Annotated in this window: 3 protein-coding genes and 2 pseudogenes; 2 read left to right on the forward strand and 3 right to left on the reverse strand. The window is 66.4% G+C overall.

Going from position 1 to position 3,979, the window contains the following annotated elements; genetic code table 11:
- Positions 1-269: 269 nt before the first annotated feature.
- Together ACLP25_RS22655 and ACLP25_RS22660 are read left to right on the forward strand one after the other, a co-directional pair.
- Positions 270-509, forward strand: a pseudogene (locus ACLP25_RS22655) (integrase); the annotation flags it as partial.
- Between the two features lie 355 nt (positions 510-864).
- Positions 865-2,135 (forward strand): annotated as a pseudogene (locus tag ACLP25_RS22660) (site-specific integrase).
- Positions 2,136-2,296: 161 nt separating this feature from the next.
- Here the strand turns inward: ACLP25_RS22660 and ACLP25_RS22665 are convergent.
- The 3 genes from ACLP25_RS22665 to repC all read right to left on the reverse strand — a co-directional run.
- Entirely contained in the window at positions 2,297-2,719 is a 423-nt protein-coding gene (locus ACLP25_RS22665) for a DUF2442 domain-containing protein (RefSeq protein ID WP_442471397.1), read from the reverse strand.
- Entirely contained in the window at positions 2,712-2,915 is a 204-nt protein-coding gene (locus ACLP25_RS22670) for a DUF4160 domain-containing protein (RefSeq protein ID WP_442471398.1), read from the reverse strand. The genes ACLP25_RS22665 and ACLP25_RS22670 overlap by 8 nt, the downstream gene beginning before the upstream one ends.
- A 314-nt stretch (positions 2,916-3,229) precedes the next feature.
- On the reverse strand, positions 3,230-3,979 hold a 750-nt coding region (repC, locus tag ACLP25_RS22675), incomplete at its 5' end, for a plasmid replication protein RepC (RefSeq protein ID WP_442471399.1).

Here is a 3,979-nt window from a genome sequence, read left to right on the forward strand (position 1 = left end):
GACTGCCCTGCCACTCAGTTCAAGTCGACACCGCCCATCTTCCCCCGCAAACCCAATCAATCAGCCGATCTCCAAGACACGACCCTTCAGTTAACCGGACGGCAGTGGGGCTCGGTAGCGTAACCGGAGTAAAAAGGCTGAACACTAAATTGACAATTGCTGACATCAAAGGCTTGGACTTTGACACACGACCGCGAGCTTGGTCGGGACGCCCGGCCGTGATTGGCTCGCTCGTCGACACCAAGATTTAGCGTCACTCACCGCCCCATGTCGCGCGCCTCATCAAGCGCCTCGCGGTCGCCGCTGGCGTGCGCGGCGATCTGTCCGAACGCGACCGTGAGGAAAAGTTTTCCGGGCATTCGCTGCGCGCGGGCCTCGCGTCGTTGGCCGAGATCGACTAACGCTACGTCGAGAAGCACCTCGGCCACGCGTCAGCGGAAATGACCCGCCGGCACCAGCGCCGCCGCGACCGCTTCCGGGTCAACATCCCCAAGGCCGCGGGGCTGTGATCGAGGGCTCGGCCTCTATAACCAGGTCCCCTGCCCTATTAGGTGCGAAACGCGTAGTCGATAATCACAGTGAGGGTTCGCCTATCGAGTAGTCCCAAGTATCGATAGCAACCAAAAATCGATCGCGAACAAGGATTCGACAGCCGACGCCCCTCCGCGCGCCCTTCGCAATCGGCCCCCTCTCCCCCTGGGTCGCGAGCGCCCGCCATCCTGTCGCTCCCTGGCCTGCCGGGCAAAAAACCGGATCCCCGTGCTTTCCGTCTCCGCTACCGCAAGCGTCGGCGCGCCGAGGCGCCCTCGCTTGCCGCGCCCTTGCCGCCCCGCTGCCGCGCCCTTCCCGCCCCTTTCGCTCGCGATGCGGGGTTTCGTATGCTGCGACGCTTGGGGCCGATCGTCTGATTCGCGCCCTTTCGGCGAAGGCGAGGCGCATGGACGCCGACCCAACTCCCGGCTTCAGGACGATCCGGAGCAGCGACGCGCCTTGCAGCTCGACGCGCTCGCCGCCATCCTGCCGATCGACCGGCGCGATCGTCTCGCACAGCTTCTGAGCGACGACGACGACGTCGAGACGCTGAAGCACCTCGCCCGCGCCGGCATGGGGGAAAACACGCTCAGGGCGCTCGCCTCGGACGTCGCCTATCTCGAAGCCTGGGCGCTCGCCGCGACCGGCGGCCCTGGCCAGCGAGCGAAAGCCTGATCCTGAAGTTCGTCGCCCATCACCTCTGGGATCCGGCCAAGCGGGAAACCGGCGCCCGGCACGGCATGCCCGAGGACGTCGCCGAGGCGCTCAGCGACCACGGGCTTCTCCGCGCCGGGGGTCCGCACGCCCCCGCGACGGTCAAGCGGCGGCTGTCGAGCTGGGCGACGCTGCATCGCTGGAAAGGCCTCGAGGGCCCGTTCGCCTCCCCTGCCCTGCGCTCGGCGCTGCGGCTCGCCGTGCGCGCGTCCGCCCGCCCGCGCCGCCGCAAGAGCCGGCGCGCCGTGACCCGCGTCATCCTCGACCGGCGCGCCGTGACCCGCGACATCCTCGACCGGCTCGTCGCGACCTGCGCCGAAGGCCGGCTGGTCGACGCCCGCGACGCCGCGATCCTGATGGTCGCCTTCGCCTCCGGCGGCCGGCGGCGAAGCGAGGTGGCGCAGCTCAGGGTCGAGCAGCTGCAGGACGAGCCGCCCGTTCCCCTCGATCCCGCCGATCCGAATTCGGTCGCCCTGCCCTGCCTCGCCATCCGGCTCAGCCGCACCAAGACCACGGTCGCCGACGACGACGGCGCGGCGCTCCTGGTCGGCCCGCCGGTCGTCGCCCTGAAGTACTGGCTTCGCCGCGCCGAAATCGCCAAAGGACCGGTGTTTCGCGCCGTCGACCGCTGGGGCGCGGTGGAAGAGCGCGCCCTCACGCCCCAGTCGATCAACCTGATCGTCAAACGCCGGTCAGCGGCGGCGGGCCTCGATCCCCGCGATTATTCGGCGCACTGACTGAGGGCGGGCTATCTGACCGAAGCGGCGCGACGCGGCGTCGCGCTGCCGGAAGCGATGCGGCAGTCCCAGCACAGGTCGGTCCAGCAGGCGGCAAGCTATTACAACGACGCGGAACGGTCGCGCGGCAAGGCGGCGCGTCTGGGCGTGTGAGGCGATGAGGCGAAGACGAGGCGAAGTCGCCCGTGAGCCGTGGCGGCGCTCGGCCACTTCCGCGAAAATGAGCCGCCATTGCGAGCGGCGCCGCGTCCGCTTCCGGGTCAATCTCACCAAGGCCGCGGGCCTCTTAGGCGAGACGCGCCGGCGCCGCCCACTCAACCCGTGCCCGCCGTTTTTCGCGGCCGCCCCCCCTTGGCTCCATTGGCGCGGGCCGCCGCCGCTTTCGTCGGCGATTTCGTCCGGCCCGCGAGGCGCGCTAATTCGCTTGCCATCCAGGCTCGCGTCCCGAAAATGCCCGAGACTAGCGCGGGAACGTAGAGATCGACGTCCAGTCTGGGCCAGTGCAGGTTGAACCCCACTCCGTCGACCTCGACGCCAGCCAAATCGTCGTTGCTCGCGCCACGCAGCTCCTGAACGAGCTCAGCAGGAAAAGCGTAGGCGCAGCCGTTGACCAGATCGATGACGACCCGGCCGGCGGTCCTGTCGAAATGCGCGGCGATCGCCCGAGGCTGAGTCTGAAGCAGTTCGCGGCCCAGCGCCTCGGCCTTTGTTAGCTGGTCTTCCGTCAAATCAGCCATGGATTCGCTCCCACGCCTTCAAGAATTCCTCACGCCGCTCGACCACTTCGGCAAACAGTCGCCTCATGTCGGATCGCTTGATCCCAACACTCGAGACCAATTCCGGCGAGCCATCCGGACCCAGAAGATTGATTTTCGCCTGGCCGGGTCCGGTAAGGTGGATATGCGCGGGTTCATGGTCGAGCGTATAAATCACGAACCGGTATCCGTGGGCCCTGTGAACCACCACCATCTCTGTTCATAACCGATCTGTTGGGTTTTTCAAATGAGTGTTTAGCGACATGCGACCCGGGAAAACGACGGCGTTGCTGCCCTTAGCGGGCGCTTCGGCGCCGCTCGCTCTGGGCGCGCGCCCGTATCCGACGCGCCTTTGCCAACCGATCCAGAAATCTGGACATCGATATCGTCGTTGACGCCTGTGTCGCGCAGCTTGATTCGTTCCCGACGAGCAAAACGACGCCGCGGGCGAGGTTATGGCCGGGTTTGTTGCTCGTCCTTGGGCGGCTCCCCTCACGCGCGCTTCCTTTCGCGATTTCGACCACCGAGGAGCGCCATGAGCATCGGGCCGATCGAGAATTCGTTGGCTTGCGCCTTCCGCGTGAGTTCCCGCAGATAGCCCCCGGCGCTGGTGATCGCGGCTCCGCGCTGCAGGATCGCGGCGACGACGATGGCGGCGGAAGTCTCGCCCATGACGGCTTGCGCCGTCTCCCAGGCGCTGGGGCTTATCCCAAGCGCCGCCCTCGCAACGCTCGCAGCGGCGGTCAAATCGCGCCAGTGTAAGATCTCGCCCTTGGCGTAATCGGCAATGTCCGGGCAAGCCTTGAGGACCATGCCTAACGGAAACACGATCTCTGCCGACCGCTTCGGTTCGGGAGTCGGCTGAGACGGCGCAGCCGGGCTTCCCTGGGAAGCCGGTTCAATTTCAATTAGGGGTTTTGGGTTTGAATTATGTATGTGGCGCTCATTGTGGGCGGCATTGCCGTTCAAAATCTTTGTTTCGACGTGACCTTCCAGGACCTTAACCAGCTGCTCGGAGAGCGCGGCAAGCTCGTCGGCGATCGGTTCGAGGTTCTCGATCGTGGCGTTCCGGGGAATCCGACCGACGATGGCGCGATAGTCGCTATGCACCCCCTCCCAGGTCGAAGGCCCCTGCCCTGCCGTTCGCAGTGGAACGCTCTCCTCGATGCCTGTGGCGATGATTTTGACGATGTCGCGCCGGGCGAGCGTGATCCGCTCCCGGACGTACCGGAGCTTGCGTTC

The sequence above is a fragment of the Roseiarcus sp. genome (assembly GCF_052145395.1).
GTDB lineage: Bacteria > Pseudomonadota > Alphaproteobacteria > Rhizobiales > Beijerinckiaceae > Roseiarcus.